General features: G+C 75.0%; 14 protein-coding genes. 5 read left to right on the top strand and 9 right to left on the bottom strand.

Going from position 1 to position 13,014, the window contains the following annotated elements; genetic code table 11:
* Nucleotides 1–49: 49 nt before the first annotated feature.
* Nucleotides 50–760 carry a lysophospholipid acyltransferase family protein gene (locus tag C0216_RS19650; RefSeq protein ID WP_114056550.1) on the top strand — a complete coding sequence of 237 codons (711 nt, stop codon included), beginning with the start codon at nucleotides 50–52 and terminating at the stop codon, nucleotides 758–760.
* A 35-nt stretch (nucleotides 761–795) separates the two neighbouring features.
* Here the strand turns inward: C0216_RS19650 and C0216_RS19655 are convergent, their stop codons facing one another.
* The 8 genes from C0216_RS19655 to C0216_RS19690 form a co-directional block, all read right to left on the bottom strand.
* On the bottom strand, nucleotides 796–2,457 hold the full coding sequence (locus tag C0216_RS19655) for an alpha/beta hydrolase (RefSeq protein ID WP_114056551.1): 1,662 nt from the start codon (nucleotides 2,455–2,457) through the stop codon (nucleotides 796–798).
* 195 nt (nucleotides 2,458–2,652) lie between these two features.
* Entirely contained in the window at nucleotides 2,653–3,444 is a 792-nt protein-coding gene (locus tag C0216_RS19660; RefSeq protein ID WP_428985494.1) for an urease accessory protein UreD, read from the bottom strand.
* Nucleotides 3,441–4,127 carry an urease accessory protein UreG gene (gene ureG, locus C0216_RS19665; protein WP_114056552.1) on the bottom strand — a complete coding sequence of 229 codons (687 nt, stop codon included), beginning with the start codon at nucleotides 4,125–4,127 and terminating at the stop codon, nucleotides 3,441–3,443. Before ureG ends, C0216_RS19660 begins: the two co-directional genes overlap by 4 nt.
* Before the next feature lie 30 nt (nucleotides 4,128–4,157).
* On the bottom strand, nucleotides 4,158–4,835 hold the full coding sequence (locus C0216_RS19670) for an urease accessory protein UreF (RefSeq protein WP_114056553.1): 678 nt from the start codon (nucleotides 4,833–4,835) through the stop codon (nucleotides 4,158–4,160).
* The gene (locus tag C0216_RS19675) at nucleotides 4,835–6,556 is read right to left on the bottom strand and encodes an urease subunit alpha (protein WP_114056554.1); all 1,722 of its coding nucleotides are present in this window, start codon (nucleotides 6,554–6,556) and stop codon (nucleotides 4,835–4,837) included. The genes C0216_RS19670 and C0216_RS19675 overlap by 1 nt, the downstream gene beginning before the upstream one ends.
* Nucleotides 6,549–6,860, bottom strand: coding sequence for an urease subunit beta (locus C0216_RS19680; RefSeq protein WP_114056555.1), 312 nt, complete (start codon nucleotides 6,858–6,860; stop codon nucleotides 6,549–6,551). Before C0216_RS19680 ends, C0216_RS19675 begins: the two co-directional genes overlap by 8 nt.
* A 13-nt stretch (nucleotides 6,861–6,873) precedes the next feature.
* A complete protein-coding gene (locus C0216_RS19685; protein ID WP_114056556.1) occupies nucleotides 6,874–7,176 on the bottom strand; it encodes an urease subunit gamma in 303 nt (100 codons plus the stop codon).
* Between the two features lie 137 nt (nucleotides 7,177–7,313).
* Entirely contained in the window at nucleotides 7,314–7,766 is a 453-nt protein-coding gene (locus C0216_RS19690; RefSeq protein ID WP_114056557.1) for an ATP-binding protein, read from the bottom strand.
* Nucleotides 7,767–7,963: 197 nt separating this feature from the next.
* Here C0216_RS19690 and C0216_RS19695 point away from each other — a divergent pair, with 197 nt between their 5' ends.
* Both C0216_RS19695 and C0216_RS19700 read left to right on the top strand, forming a co-directional pair.
* Entirely contained in the window at nucleotides 7,964–8,848 is an 885-nt protein-coding gene (locus C0216_RS19695) for a helix-turn-helix domain-containing protein (protein ID WP_114056558.1), read from the top strand.
* Nucleotides 8,849–8,858: 10 nt separating this feature from the next.
* Nucleotides 8,859–9,080 (top strand): DUF397 domain-containing protein, encoded by a 222-nt coding sequence (locus C0216_RS19700; RefSeq protein WP_428985443.1) that lies wholly within the window; start codon nucleotides 8,859–8,861, stop codon nucleotides 9,078–9,080.
* 36 nt (nucleotides 9,081–9,116) lie between these two features.
* On the opposite strand, the gene C0216_RS19705 is transcribed toward C0216_RS19700, so the two are convergent.
* Nucleotides 9,117–10,301 carry an 8-amino-7-oxononanoate synthase gene (locus tag C0216_RS19705; protein WP_114056559.1) on the bottom strand — a complete coding sequence of 395 codons (1,185 nt, stop codon included), beginning with the start codon at nucleotides 10,299–10,301 and terminating at the stop codon, nucleotides 9,117–9,119.
* Between the two features lie 155 nt (nucleotides 10,302–10,456).
* On the opposite strand from C0216_RS19705, the gene bioB reads away from it, so the two are divergent.
* Nucleotides 10,457–11,707, top strand: a complete 1,251-nt coding sequence (gene bioB / locus C0216_RS19710; protein ID WP_114056560.1) for a biotin synthase BioB — start codon at nucleotides 10,457–10,459, stop codon at nucleotides 11,705–11,707.
* Nucleotides 11,700–13,013, top strand: a complete 1,314-nt coding sequence (locus C0216_RS19715) for an adenosylmethionine--8-amino-7-oxononanoate transaminase (RefSeq protein ID WP_114056561.1) — start codon at nucleotides 11,700–11,702, stop codon at nucleotides 13,011–13,013. Before bioB ends, C0216_RS19715 begins: the two co-directional genes overlap by 8 nt.
* The last annotated feature ends 1 nt before the right edge of the window (nucleotide 13,014 follow it).

A 13,014-nucleotide genomic window follows, 5' to 3' on the forward strand; every position in this document is an offset into this window, starting at 1 on the left:
CCGTCCGTACGATGGCGGTGACGACGGGACGGGGCGACGGGAGCTGCCGGTGTTCTACCTCTTGCTCAAGCACGTGTTCCTGGGTCCGCTGCTGCGGCTGCTGTTCCGGCCCCGGATCGAGGGGCTGGAGTACGTCCCGGACGAGGGGGCCGCGATCGTCGCGGGCAACCACCTGTCCTTCTCCGACCACTTCCTCATGCCCGCGGTCCTCCGGCGGCGGATCACCTTCCTCGCGAAGGCCGAGTACTTCACGGGGCCCGGGCTGAAGGGCCGGCTGACCGCCTTCTTCTTCCGCAGCGCCGGCCAGATCCCCGTCGACCGGTCGGGCAGGGAGGCCGGCCGGGCAGCGCTGCGCGAGGGCCTGGAGGTGCTCTCCCGCGGCGAGCTGCTGGGGATCTACCCGGAGGGCACCCGCTCGCACGACGGGCGGCTGTACAAGGGCAAGGTCGGGGTGGCGGCGATGGCGCTGGGCGCCGGGGTGCCCGTGGTGCCGTGCGCGATGGTCGGCACGTTCGAGGTGCAGCCGCCGGGCCGGAAGATCCCGAGGATCAGGCGGGTCACCATCCGCTTCGGCCGGCCGCTGGACTTCTCGCGGTACGCCGGGATGGAGGGCGAGCGGGCGGTGCTGCGCGCCGTCACCGACGAGATCATGTACGCGATCCTGGAGCTGTCGGGCCAGGAGTACGTCGACCGGTACGCCGCCGAGGTGAAGGCCGAGGCGGAGGAGGCGCGGAAGGCGGCCCGGCGCAGGACGCGCTGAGCCGCCTTCCGCACGGGCGAGGGGCCGGGCCGGGGTCACCGGACGACGGGCAGCTCCTCCCGGGGCGGGAACGGCGCCGCGGGGTCCCCGGCGAGCGACCGGGCGGCGGCCGGGGCCGGTGCGACCGGGGCGGCGTGCGGGTCGCAGACCACGTCCCGGGCGTCGGTCCTCCCGTGCAGCAGGTAGGCGTCGACCCGGGTGTTGATGCAGGGGTTCGCCAGGCTCGTGACGCCGTGCGAGCCGGCGGCCCGCTCGGTGATCAGGCGCGAGCCGGCGAGGCGCCGGTGCAGCTCGACCGCGCCCCGGTACGGAGTGGCGGCGTCGCGCTCGGACTGGACGATGAGGACGGGCGGCAGGCCTCGGCGGGCGCCGACCTCGATCGGGGTGTGCTGCTTCGACCCCCAGGTCGCGCAGGGCAGGTTCATCCAGGCGTTCGACCAGGTCAGGAACGGGTACTTGGCGTGCAGCGCGGTGTTGTCCCGGTCCCACCTGGCCCAGCTGGTCGGCCACTTGGCGTCGGTGCACTCGACGGCCGTGTAGACGGCGTTGCCGTTCTCCGCGGCGGCGTTGCCCCGGACGTCGGACATGTCCGGGGTGATCGCCTCGATCAGCGGCTGCGGGTCGCCGGCGGCCCAGGCGCTGAAGGCCTGGGCGACCGGCACCCAGGAGGAGTCGTAGTACGGGGCGGCCTGGAAGAAGTTGACGAGCTCGGCCGGGCCGGCGACTCCGCCGAGCGGGTCGGCCTTCGCCTGGGCGCGCAGCTGCTGCCACCGGGCCTCGACCGCGGCGCGGGTCCCGCCGAGGCGGAAGGCCGCGTCGTTCTCGGCGACCCAGTCGAGCCAGTCGTTCCAGCGGGTCTGGAAGGCGACGTCCTGGCCGAGGTTGGCCTCGTACCAGATGTTCTCCCGGGACGGGTCGACCACGCTGTCGACGATCATGCGGCGCACGTGGGTCGGGAAGAGGGTGGCGTAGACCCCGCCGAGGTAGCTGCCGTACGAGACGCCGAGGAAGTTCAGCTTCCGCTCGCCGAGGGCGGCGCGGATGACGTCCAGGTCGCGCGCGCTGTTCGGGGTGGTCATGTGCGGCAGCATCTCGCCGCTGCGCTGCTTGCAGCCGTCAGCGTACGCTGCGGCGAGCCTGCGCTGGGCGGTCTTGTCGGCCTCGGTGTCCGGGACCGGGTCGGCCTTGGGGGCCCGCACGAACTCCTGCGGGTCGATGCAGGAGACGGGCGCCGAGTGGCCGACGCCGCGCGGGTCGAAGCCCACGAAGTCGTACGCCTTGGCGGTGTTCACCCACAGCGGCGAGTTGGTCGTGGACCGGCGGGGGAAGCGCAGGCCCGAGCCGCCCGGGCCGCCCGGGTTGTAGACGAGGGCGCCCTGGCGCTCCTCCTTGGTGCCCGTGCTGACGGCCCGGTCGACCGCGATGTCGATGGTCTTGCCGAACGGCTTGGCGTAGTCGAGCGGGACCTTGACCCAGCCGCACTGGATCGGGGCGGCGAGGCCCCAGTCGGCCGGGCAGTCCCTCCAGTCGATCCCGGCGCGTGCGGCGCGGGCTGCGGCGATCTGCACGCCGAGCGCTTCCGGAACGGTGCCGCCCCGGGACGGCGCCGCGGAGGCCGGCGGGGCGAGCAGCAGCCCGGCGGCCAGGGCCGCGGTGATGGAGAAGGCGGCGCTCCCCAGCGCCGCTTTGCTTGTCACGTGGTCGTTCCCCCTGCATCGTGCGGCCCGTCCGAGGTCGGCCGGGCCGGGTCGGGTTGGTCGTGCGCGTGCAGGCAGGATCCTTTCGCCTGGTCCTCGTCCGCCGACAGGCCGCGGTCGGGTTCTTTGCCAACCCGATAACCGGTCAGGCCGACACCGCTGAGCGGTACCCTGCGCCCCAGGCTGGCCCGCCGGTCACCGGCCGTACGTACGACACGCCGCATCGAGAACCCGGCGCAGCGCGAGCGCGTCCGGCGCGAGCACCGAGACCAGCACGGCCGGGCCGGCCAGCGGCATCGCCACGGCGTACTCCCCCAGCACCGCCGCGGCCGGCGGCGCCGCGGCGAACTCCGGGTCCACGACGAGGAGCTGACCGGCCGCCCGGTGCCCGGCCAGCCCCGCCGGCCCGTCCCAGCCGCCGGGCGCGCCCGGCCCGCAGGCCAGCTCCTGGTCCAGCAGCGGCCGGCCGGCCAGGTCGGCGGTGAGCCGGCTGCGCAGCAGGCCCGGCGCCTCGCCCGTGCGCCCCAGCACCTGCTCCTCGCGCAGCACCAGCCGGGCCCCGGCGGCGAGTTCGACGCGGGTGTGCACCGCCAGGTCGCTGCCGCGGACCGAGACGAGCGGCTCGGGAAGCCAGCGCACCGCCGCCCCCGCGGCGACGGCCAGGCGTACGCGGTACCTGGCGGGCGCACCGCCCCGGCCGGGCAGGGCGAGCGTGGCGGCCGCCGTGCCCAGGGCGAGCCGCGCCCCCGGCCCCGCCTCGGCGTCGACGGCGAGGCTGTCGCCGCCGAGCGGGGCGCTCATCGCGCCGACCAGCATGACGCCGGCCTCGCCGCGGGAGCCGGCGTCGGTGCGGACGCGGCGCAGGGCCAGCGGCCCCTCGCCGGCGAGGACGGGCAGGGCGGTGCCGCCGCGGCCGTCGGCGACGGCGCGGATCCGGGCGGTGGCGCGCACGCCCGCCGGCGCCGCGGCGGGCGGCGCGCCGGTCACCGCGCGGCCCAGGCGGCGTACTGCTCGCGGACCCACGCGGCGACGGGGGCGACGCCGTCCGCTCCGCGCAGGGACTGGAAGACGACGGGCAGCGGGCCGCGCTGGTCGGCGGCGTCGCGGGCCATCCGGTCCAGGTCGGACCCGACGTGCGGGGCGAGGTCGGTCTTGTTGACGACCAGCAGGTCGGCGGTGGTGACGCCCGGGCCCCCCTTGCGGGGGATGTCGTCGCCGCCGGCCACGTCGATGACGAAGACCTGGGCGTCGACGAGGCCGCGGGAGAAGGTGGCGGTGAGGTTGTCGCCGCCGGACTCGACGAGGACCAGGTCCAGCGGGCCGAGGGCCTCCTCCAGTTCCTCGACGGCCTCCAGGTTCGCGGAGATGTCGTCGCGGATGGCGGTGTGCGGGCAGGCTCCGGTCTCGACCGCGGTGATCCGCTCGGGCGGCAGGACGGCCTCGCGGAGCAGGAACTCGGCGTCCTCGCGCGTGTAGATGTCGTTGGTGACGACGGCCATGGACAGCTCGGCGCGCAGGGCCCGGCACAGCGCGGCCACCGTGGCCGTCTTGCCGGAGCCGACGGGTCCGCCGAGCCCGATGCGCAGGGCGCGGCGGGAGCCGTCCGCGCGGAGGGGCCCGGCGCCGTGGGTGTGGCGCTCGGGGTAGGCGGTGGCGTGGTCGAGGTGCATGCGGGTCTCCGGGGAGCGTGGCGGGAGGGGTCAGGAGGCGAACAGCCGGACCGGCCATGCGGCGTGGGCTTGCGCGGCGATCTCCAGCAGGGGCGAGGAGGCGGCGGGCAGGGCGCCGGGGCCTTCGGCCGGCGCGGCGCGGGCGGCCGCCTCCGCCCGGACGGCCACGGCGTCGGCCTCGCCGGCGAGGCGCGCGAGCACGCCGCTCGCCTCGAACGGGTCCAGGCCGAGGAGCCGCACCGTCGCGGTCGCCGGCCCGCTGATGCTCTCGTACGCCGCCACCTGCGCGGCCTCGGCGGGCCCGAGCCCGGCCGCCCGGGCGGTGGCGCCCAGGACGACCGGCTGGTGGGCGCCGCGCGGGAACGCCGCGGCCAGCGCGTCGAGTTCGGGGCAGGGCCAGGTGGTGCGGGCGGCGCGCAGGAGCTGCCGGCCGAGGCGGCGGGCCGCGGTGCGCAGGGCGGGCGCGGGGGTGCGGGCGTCGGCGGCCGCGTCGAGGAGGGCGGTGTCGAGGCCGAGGGCGGCGGCCGCGGCGAGGGCGGCGGAGGTGAGCCCGGCCGTGTGCAGGCGGCCGCGGCAGAAGTCCTCCAGGGAGGCGGCGTCGCGGATGCGGCCCGCCTTGCAGGCGGCCTCGGCCCCGCCGGAGTGGGCGTGCCCTCCGGCGGGGAAGCGGCCGTCGGCGAGGACGAGCAGGGCTGCGGGGCCGCCCATCAGAAGAGGAAGTACCGCTGGGCCATGGGCAGCTCCGCCACGGGCGCCGGTTCGACGGCCTCGCCGTCGATCGTGACGGTGAAGGTGTCGGCGTCGACCTCGACGCGCGGCAGGGCGTCGTTGTTCCGCATGTCGGCCTTGCCGGTCTTGCGGGTGCTGTCGATGGCCGCGAAGCGCTTGCCGAGGCCGAGCCGCTCGGGCAGGCGGTCGTCGAGGGCGGCCTGCGCCGTGAAGTTGAGGGAGTTCAGGGCGGGGGCGCGGCCGCGGGCGCCGTACATGGGGCGCGGCAGCACGGGCTGCGGGGTGGGGATGGAGGCGTTGGCGTCGCCCATCTGCGCGTAGGCGATCTGGCCGCCCTTGATGACGGTGTCGGGCTTGACGCCGAAGAACGCGGGCCGCCACAGGACGAGGTCGGCGAGCTTCCCGGGCTCGACGGAGCCGACGTCGCGGGCGATGCCCTGGGCGATGGCCGGGTTGATCGTGTACTTGGCGACGTACCGGCGGGCGCGGTGGTTGTCGGCGGGGCCGTCGCCGGGGAGGAATCCGCGGCGCCGCTTCATCACGTGCGCGGTCTGCCAGGTGCGCATCACGACCTCGCCGATGCGGCCCATGGCCTGCGAGTCCGAGGAGATGATCGAGATGGCTCCGAGGTCGTGCAGGACGTCCTCGGCGGCGATCGTCGAGGGCCGGATGCGGGACTCGGCGAAGGCCAGGTCCTCGGGGACGGCCGGGTTGAGGTGGTGGCAGACCATCAGCATGTCGAGGTGCTCCTCGACGGTGTTGGCGGTGTGCGGGCGGGTGGGGTTGGTGGAGCTGGGCAGCACGTACGGCTCGGAGACCACGGTGATGATGTCCGGTGCGTGCCCGCCGCCCGCTCCTTCGGTGTGGTAGGCGTGGACGGTACGTCCGGCGACGGCGGCGAGGGTGTCGGCGACGAAGCCGGCCTCGTTGAGGGTGTCGGTGTGCAGGGCGACCTGGGCGCCGGTCTCCTCGCAGACGCCGAGGCAGGTGTCGATGGCGGCGGGCGTGGCCCCCCAGTCCTCGTGGATCTTGAAGCCGATCGCGCCGCCGCGCAGCTGTGCGTGCAGGGCCTCGCGGGAGGTGGTGTTGCCCTTGCCGAGCAGGCCGACGTTGACCGGGTACGCCTCCAGCGCGGCGAACATCCGGGCGAGGTGCCAGGATCCGGGCGTGACCGTGGTGGCCTTGGTGCCCTCGGCCGGGCCGGTGCCGCCGCCGACGAGGGTGGTGACGCCGGAGGCGAGGGCCTCGTCGGCGAGGGTCGGGGAGATGAAGTGGACGTGGGCGTCGACGGCGCCCGCCGTGAGGATCCTGCCGTTGCCGGCGATGACCTCCGTCTCGGGGCCGATGACGAGGGCCGGGTCGACGCCGTCCATGGTGTCCGGGTTGCCGGCCTTGCCGATGCCGCAGATCAGCCCGTCGCGGATGCCGATGTCGGCCTTGACGATCCCCCAGTGGTCCAGGACGACCGCGCCGGTGATCACGGTGTCGGGAGCGCCCTCGGCGCGCGTGGTGCGGGCCTGGCCCATGGACTCGCGGATCACCTTGCCGCCGCCGAAGACCGCTTCGTCGCCGGAGCGTCCCGGTCCGCCCGCGAGGTCCTGCTCGATCTCGATGAACAGGTCGGTGTCGGCGAGCCGGATCCGGTCGCCTGCGGTGGGTCCGAAGAGGTCCGCGTACGCGGCGCGCCCGAGCTCACCCATCGAGCGGCCCCCCGGTCTCCCCGCGCAGTCCGGGCACGGTGCGCAGTCCGCCGAGGGGGACGAGGCCCACCTCGACGGGGATGCCGGGCTCGAAGCGGACGGCGGTGCCGGCGGGCACGTCGAGGCGGAGTCCGCGGGCGGCCGTACGGTCAAAGCGCAGGCCCGGGTTGGCCTCGGCGAAGTGGTAGTGGGATCCGACCTGGACGGGCCGGTCGGCGGCGTTGAGGACGGTGAGGCGGGTGACGGGGCGGCCTTCGTTGAAGAGGACCGGGCCGCCGCCGTGGACGGTCTCGCCGGGGATCACGCTGCGGCTCCTCTCAGACGATCGGATCGTGGACGGTGACGAGCTTGGTGCCGTCCGGGAAGGTCGCCTCGACCTGGACGTCGGGGATCATCTCGGGGATGCCTGCCATGACGTCGGCGCGGCCGAGGACGGTCCGGCCGGAGGCCATCAGCTCGGCCACGGTCCGCCCGTCGCGGGCCCCTTCGAGGACGTGCGCGGTGATCAGCGCGACCGCCTCGGGGTGGTTGAGGAGCACGCCGCGCGCCCTGCGCCGCGCGGCCACGTCGGCGGCCACGTGGATGAGCAGCCTCTCCTGCTCGTGGGGGGTCAGGTGCATGCGTCATCACCAGGTTTCCGGGACGGGGCGGGCGGCGCGGAGGAGCGCGGCCGGAGGGCGGTCCACGCTAGGGCGCGCGTTTTACCGCTGCGTTAACGCATGTTTCGGGCGGGTGCCCGGTTCGTGCGCCGGGCCGCTCAGCAGCTGCCGCGGCCGGCCGGGGTGTGGGCCCCGACGGGCCAGGGCAGGGCGATCCAGACCGTCTTGCCGCCGTCCTCGGTGGGGCTGACGGAGAGCCGGCCGCCGGCCTCCGCGGTGAGCCAGCGGATGATGACCATGCCGCGCCCGTTGTCCTGCTGGACGGCGGCGGGGAGCCGCCGGGGCCACCGGGGGTGGCTGTCGGTGACTCCGATGCGGAGCCACTCCTCGCGCTCCAGGCGGATGTCGACCGTGAAGACGGGCGACTGCCCGAAGGTGTGCTGCACGGCGTTGGTGGCGAGTTCGGACACGATCAGCCGGACGCTGTCGGCGGTGTCGGCGCCGTCGGGCAGTCCCCAGTCGGCGAGCACCTGGGCGACGTGGCGGCGGGCGGCGGCGACCGAGGCGGGTTCGCTCGGCAGAGTGACGGATGCTTCCTGGTGGTCTGCCATGGCGACGGTCCCTTTCCCACCGGGGCGTGACCGCCCCGGATCTGTGCTGGACGCCAGAGTGCCACCCATCGTCCCGCCGCTGCCGCCGTTCACCCGGGATCCGCATATATCTGTCGCCCGATGCGGTGAACTCTGCTACGGAAGAGCGTATTTGGACGGCAGACTGGCGCGAGCTGTGCCGGTGGAAGGAGGCGGGTATGCAGCATGGCCCCGCGGTGCGTCGGCGCAAACTCGGAGAGGAACTGCGCGCGCTGCGCGACCGCACGGGACTGACCAGCGGCGAGGCCGCCCGGATCGTGGGGTGGCACCAGTCGAAAATCAGCCGCATCGAGACGGGCCGCAGTGGCGTGAAACCGGAGGACATCCGGCTGCTGCTCGACGCGTACGGGGCCGTCGTCAGCCCCGAGCAGCGGGCCCTGCTGGAGGCGCTGTCGGTCTCGGCAGCCGGCCCGGGGCCGGGCGGCGGCACCGGGCGGGAGCGGCAGTGGTGGCACGACTACCGGGGCCTCCTGCCGCAGGAGTACCGGGACTTCATCAGCCTGGAGGCCGGCGCCCGCTCGGCCCGGACGGTCGAGCTGTCGGTGGTGCCCGGGCTGCTCCAGACCCCGGAATACGCGCGTGCGGTGACGCGGGCCGCGCTGGGCGGGCTGCCGGAGCCGAAGGTGGACGCGCTGGTCGACGTACGGCTGGCCAGGCAGGCGGTGCTGCGGGCCGACCCGCCGCTGGAGCTGAGCGCGGTGCTCGACGAGGCCGTGCTGCGGCGGCAGATCGGGGGGCCGGGGGTGATGGAGGCGCAGCTGAGGCACCTGGTGGCGGTGGCGAGGCTGCCCCAAGTGCGGCTGCAGGTACTGCCGTTCAGTGTGGGGGGTCATCTCGGCCTGACCGGACCGTTCGTAATTTTCTCATTTCCGAACATCGCCGATCTGGATGTGGTGGTCCTCGACCATTTGACGAGTAGCCTCTATCTGGAGCGGAAGGAAGACCTCGAGGCGTACAGCGCCGCGTTCCGCACCATCCAGGCGCACGCCCTCCCGCCCGAAGACTCGTCGGATCTCATCAGCTCACTGGCTGACGGCGCGTAAGGAGGCACCCGTGTCCGCAACCCCCCTCTCCACAGGCGGACTTCTGATCAGCGCGATGTGGCGGCGGAGCAGCCGCAGTACCGGAATGAACAACTGTGTGGAAACGGCCGTGCTCTCCGGCGGCCTCCTGGCCGTCCGCGACTCCAAACGGACGGACGGCCCGGCGGTGCTCTTCACCGGGCCCGCCTGGAACGGCTTCCTCGCCTGCGTACGGGCGTACGGACCCGCCTGACCGGAACCGGCCCGCCGGGCGCCGGCGGGCCCGCCGCTACGGCAGGTCCGCCGCCCCGGCGGGGGCGGTCCGCAGGATCACCGCGACCGCCCGCCCGATCTCCTCCCCCGTGAGATCGGCGCGGGCGGTCAGCCGCAGCCGCGAGACGCCGTCCGGCACCGACGGCGGCCGGAAGCACCCCACGGACAGCCCGGCCTCCCGGCAGTCCGCGGCCCACCGGAGGGCCGCCGCCGCCGAGGGGGCCCGTACGGACACCACGGCGGCGTCGGGCCGGGCCGAGGCGAGGCCGGCCGCGGTGAGCCGCCCGTGCAGCAGCGCGGCCACCTCGCGGGCCCGCGCGGCCCGTTCCGGCTCGCGGCGCAGCAACCGCAGCGCCGCCAGCGCCCCGCCCGCGGCGGCCGGCGCGAGCCCGGTGTCGAAGATGAAGGTGCGGGCCGTGTTGACCAGGTGGCGGATCACCTTGGCGGGGCCGAGGACGGCCCCGCCCTGGCTGCCCAGGGACTTCGACAGGGTCAGCGTCGCGACCACCCCCGGCGCCCCCGCCAGCCCGGCCGCGTGCAGGGCGCCCCGGCCGCCCTCGCCGAGGACGCCGAGGCCGTGCGCGTCGTCCACGACCAGCGCGGCGCCCCGGGCCCGGCAGGCCTCGGCGTAGCCGGCGAGCGGGGCGGCGTCCCCGTCGACGGAGAACACGGAGTCGGTGACCAGCAGGGCGCGGCCGGTGTGCGCGGCGAGCGTCTTGCGGGCGGCCTCCGGATCGGCGTGCGGGACCACCGCGGTCTCGGCGCGGGAGAGCCGGCAGCCGTCGACGATCGAGGCGTGGTTGCCGGAGTCGGAGGCGACGAGCGCGCCCCGGCCGCCGAGCGCGGTGACGGCCGCCAGGTTGGCCGCGTACCCCGATGACAGCACCAGCGCGGCCTCGAAACCGCAGAAGTCGGCGAGCTCCTGCTCGAGCTCGGCATGAAGCGCGGTCGTACCGGTCACCAGGCGCGCTCCAGTGGCGCCCGCCCCCCACTCCTCGGCCGCCGCGCACGCGCCGCGGACGGTCTCCGGGTGCCGGGACAGGCCGAGGTAGTCGTTGCTCGCGAGGTCCAGCAGGGGCGAGGCGGCGCTGCGGGGCCGCAGGGTCCGCACGAGTCCGGCCTGCTCACGGGCCCGCTCGGCCTCGTCGATCCAGGCGAACACGTCGGCGGGCGCATCGGCCTCGCGGCTGTGCTGGGGCATTCGGGTCCTCGCGGTTTGTCGGCTGTCCACAGACGATGCCCGACCCTAGCGGCCGCGACTCGAGTGCCAGGTGTGGCGATACACACACTCCGTTCCGGCCATGTTGTGCGATCTCTCCTTGGCCGGGAGTGCTCGCGTGGTCCAGGATCGGCGTCATGGACCTGCTGAACACCCTGGTGGACAAGGGGCTGCGGCGTGAGCTGCCGACCCGCGAAGAGGCGCTCGCCGTGCTGGCGACCTCCGACGACGAACTGCTCGACGTGGTGGCCGCGGCCGGCAAGGTGCGCCGCCAGTGGTTCGGGCGCCGGGTCAAGCTGAACTACCTCGTCAACCTGAAGTCCGGGCTCTGCCCCGAGGACTGCTCCTACTGCTCGCAGCGCCTCGGGTCCAAGGCGGAGATCCTCAAGTACACGTGGCTGAAGCCGGACGAGGCCTCGGCGGCCGCGGCGGCCGGCATCGCGGGCGGCGCCAAGCGCGTGTGCCTGGTGGCGAGCGGCCGCGGCCCGACGGACCGGGACGTGGAGCGCGTCGGCAAGACCATCGAGGCGATCAAGGACCAGAACGAGGGCGTCGAGGTCTGCGCCTGCCTGGGCCTGCTCTCCGACGGCCAGGCCGAGCGGCTGAAGGACGCCGGGGCCGACGCCTACAACCACAACCTCAACACGTCCGAGGCGACGTACGGGCAGATCACGAAGACGCACACGTACGCGGACCGCGTCGACACCGTGCAGAAGGCGCACGCCGCCGGCCTGTCCGCCTGCTCCGGCCTCATCGCGGGCATGGGCGAGAGCGACGAGGACCTCGTCGACGTCGTCTTCTCGCTGCGCGGGCTCGACCCGGACTCGGTTCCGGTGAACTTCCTGATCCCCTTCGAGGGCACCCCGCTGGCCAAGGAGTGGAACCTCACCCCGCAGCGCTGCCTGCGGATCCTCGCGATGGTCAGGTTCGTCTGCCCGGACGTCGAGGTCCGCCTGGCGGGCGGGCGCGAGGTCCACCTGCGCACCATGCAGCCGCTGGCGCTGCACCTGGTGAACTCGATCTTCCTCGGCGACTACCTCACCAGCGAGGGCCAGGCCGGCCAGGCCGACCTCGACATGATCGCGGACGCCGGGTTCACGGTGGAGGGCGCCGGCACGTCGAGCCTGCCCGCGCACCGCGCGGACGCCGCCGCGGCCGCGGCCGCTGCCGCCGCAGATGCCACGGCGGCCGGCCGCGGGCCGTGCGGTTCCGCGCCGGCCGAGGCCGGCTGCGGCTCGGCCTGCGGCGGCTGCTCGGGCCACGCGCACACCGCCGAGGCGGCCGAGGCCGCCGCCGAGCCCGCGCAGGCGGAGCCCGGCGCGGTGCGCCCGGACCTGGTCGCGGTGCGCCGCCGAGGCGCCGGGACGGACCTCGCGCCCAATGCCTGACCGGCACCCCCCGCTGACGGCCGGCGAGCTGCTCGCGCTGGACCGGCAGCACGTCTGGCACCCGTACGGGCCTATGCCGGGGCGCCAGGAGCCGCTCGTCGTCTCCTCCGCCTCGGGCGTCCGGCTGCGCCTCGCGCAGCCGGCGCACGGCCGCGACGAGCTGGTCGACGGCATGTCCTCCTGGTGGTCGGCCATCCACGGCTACAACCACCCGGTGCTGAACGAGGCGGCGGCCGACCAGCTCGGCCGCATGGCGCACGTGATGTTCGGCGGGCTCACCCACGAGCCGGCCGTCCGGCTGGCCGCGAAGCTCGTCGAGATCACCCCGGAGGGCCTGGAACACGTCTTCCTCGCCGACTCGGGCTCCGTCTCGGTCGAGGTCGCGGCCAAGATGTGCCTCCAGTACTGGCGGTCGCTGGGCCGCCGCGGCAAGACCAGGCTGATGACCTGGCGCGGCGGCTACCACGGCGACACGTGGACGCCGATGGGCGTCTGCGACCCCGAGGGCGGCATGCACGGGCTGTGGTCCGGCGTGCTGCCGCAGCAGGTCTTCGCGGACGTCCCGCCGGCCGGGTTCGACGCCCCCGTCGACCCCGCGTACGCGGCGCACCTGCGTGCGCTGGTCGCGGCGCACGCCGACGAGCTGGCCGCCGTCATCGTCGAGCCGGTGGTCCAGGGCGCGGGCGGCATGCGCTTCCACAGCCCCGGCTACCTGCGCGTCCTGCGCGAGCTGTGCGACGAGTACGACGTCCTGCTCGTCCTGGACGAGATCGCGACGGGCTTCGGGCGCACCGGCGCCCTGTTCGCCGCGGATTATGCGGGCGTCACCCCCGACGTGATGTGCCTGGGCAAGGCGCTGACCGGCGGCTACCTCACGCTCGCGGCCACCCTGTGCACGGAGCGGGTGGCCGCCGGGATCTCCCGGGGCGAGGTGCCGGTCCTGGCCCACGGGCCGACGTTCATGGGCAACCCGCTGGCCGCCTCGGTGGCGCTGGCCTCGATCGAGCTGCTGCTCGGCCAGGACTGGCAGCGCGAGGTCAAGCGGATCGAGGCCGGGCTCCTGGAGGGGCTGGCCCCGGCCCGGGCAGTGCCCGGCGTCCTCGACGTACGGGTCCTGGGCGCGATCGGCGTGGTCCGGCTGGACCACGAGGTGGACATGGCGGCCGCGACGGCGGCGGCGGTGCGCGAGGGCGTCTGGCTGCGGCCGTTCCGCGACCTCGTGTACACGATGCCGCCTTTCGTGACGGGCGACGAGGACCTGGCGCGGATCTGCCGCGCCGTGTGCGCTGCGGCCGGGGAGGGCTGAG

This window comes from Streptomyces globosus, assembly GCF_003325375.1.
GTDB classification, from domain to species: Bacteria; Actinomycetota; Actinomycetes; order Streptomycetales; family Streptomycetaceae; genus Streptomyces; species Streptomyces globosus_A.

Coding starts and splice junctions, on each gene's coding strand:
- C0216_RS19695 (WP_114056558.1), top strand. CDS start 7,964: ATGCAGCATGGCCCCGCGGTGCGTCGGCGCAAACTCGGAGAGGAACTG.
- C0216_RS19690 (WP_114056557.1), bottom strand. CDS start 7,766: ATGGCAGACCACCAGGAAGCATCCGTCACTCTGCCGAGCGAACCCGCC.
- C0216_RS19715 (WP_114056561.1), top strand. CDS start 11,700: ATGCCTGACCGGCACCCCCCGCTGACGGCCGGCGAGCTGCTCGCGCTG.
- C0216_RS19670 (WP_114056553.1), bottom strand. CDS start 4,835: ATGGGCGGCCCCGCAGCCCTGCTCGTCCTCGCCGACGGCCGCTTCCCC.
- C0216_RS19705 (WP_114056559.1), bottom strand. CDS start 10,301: ATGCCCCAGCACAGCCGCGAGGCCGATGCGCCCGCCGACGTGTTCGCC.
- ureG (WP_114056552.1), bottom strand. CDS start 4,127: ATGCACCTCGACCACGCCACCGCCTACCCCGAGCGCCACACCCACGGC.
- bioB (WP_114056560.1), top strand. CDS start 10,457: ATGGACCTGCTGAACACCCTGGTGGACAAGGGGCTGCGGCGTGAGCTG.
- C0216_RS19675 (WP_114056554.1), bottom strand. CDS start 6,556: ATGGGTGAGCTCGGGCGCGCCGCGTACGCGGACCTCTTCGGACCCACC.
- C0216_RS19685 (WP_114056556.1), bottom strand. CDS start 7,176: ATGCACCTGACCCCCCACGAGCAGGAGAGGCTGCTCATCCACGTGGCC.